Raw genomic sequence first — 1,206 nt, forward strand, 5'->3', positions numbered from 1 at the left:
GCCCCCTCATCCGACCCTTCGGGCCACCTTGCATAAGAGATGTTGTATAAGGTGACTGCCTTTGGCCGGGCGGCCGCCCGGCCAAAGGCGCGCCGATTGTCGGATCGCAGCCACCAGAACCTTTAGGGTTGGGGAGAAGCAGGATCGCGATCGGCTCCTCATCGTGGCCCGAATGGTTGCTGGAACAACCTGGTTCGTATGCAAGGCAGGGACGACAAGGATGGCTGAGATTATCACGAAAGCCGCTGGTATCGATACCGGCAAAATGTGGCTCGACATCGCTACCTACCCGGTGAGCGACAGACTGAAAGTGCCCAACACCGCCGAAGGCTGGAAGACGTTGGTCGACTGGCTCAAGCAGCGTGGGATCGAACGGATCGGCATCGAAGCATCTGGCGGCTATGAGCGCGGCGTCATTGCGTATCTGCATAAGAGAGGCCTTGAGGTCATCCTGCTGCAGCCGCGCCAGGTCCGTGCTTTCGGCCTCTACAAGCTGCGCCGCGCCAAGAACGACCGGCTCGACGCCGCCCTGATCGCAGAATGCGCCGCCTGGTCGACGGCGTCGCGCCAACCGCCCGACAGCCGCCTGGCAGCCTTTGGCGAATGGCTGCTGTACATCGAGCAGATCGAGGCCGACATAGCCTGCTTGAAGACCCGTCGCGAGCGTTTCACCGATCGACGCATCCTCAAGGAAATCGACCGAGCCATCGACGGGCTCAAGCAGCGTGGCAAGGCCGAGCTCGCCCGGCTGCAGACCGCCATCCGCAAGCATGATGACCTCGCCGGCAGGCTGGACCTGATCGAAAGTGTCGATGGCATCGGCATGCGCACGGCGCTCACCCTGGTCATCCTGATGCCCGAACTCGGCAAGCTCGACCGCCAGGAGATCGCCGCGCTGACCGGCGTGGCGCCTTATGACGACCAGAGCGGCCAGCGTGACGGCGAGCGCCATATCGCCGGCGGCCGGGCGCGCGTGCGCAGAGCGCTGTTCAATGCCGCCTTACCGGCGTCGCAGCGCTGGAACGAGGTGCTGGTGGCGCTCTACAGACGCCTCGTCGAAAAAGGTAAAGCCCACAGAACGGCCCTCATTGCATGTGTGCGCAAACTTATCATCTTCGCCAACACAGTCCTCAAACGCCAAACCCCGTGGGTAAAAAATCCCCCGCCGCAAAGGTCTTCAGCTTAATGGTTGCGCTTCTCCCCGCT

1 protein-coding gene is annotated in these 1,206 nt (G+C 62.5%); it reads left to right on the plus strand.

Annotation, left to right across the window (positions count from 1 at the left end; all coding sequences use genetic code 11):
• The first annotated feature begins 220 nt into the window (after positions 1-220).
• Positions 221-1,186, plus strand: a complete 966-nt coding sequence (locus QD408_RS27110; protein WP_414141427.1) for an IS110 family transposase — start codon at positions 221-223, stop codon at positions 1,184-1,186.
• Positions 1,187-1,206: the final 20 nt, after the last annotated feature.

The sequence above is a fragment of the Rhizobium sp. BR 249 genome (assembly GCF_047445895.1).
Lineage (GTDB): Bacteria > Pseudomonadota > Alphaproteobacteria > Rhizobiales > Rhizobiaceae > Rhizobium.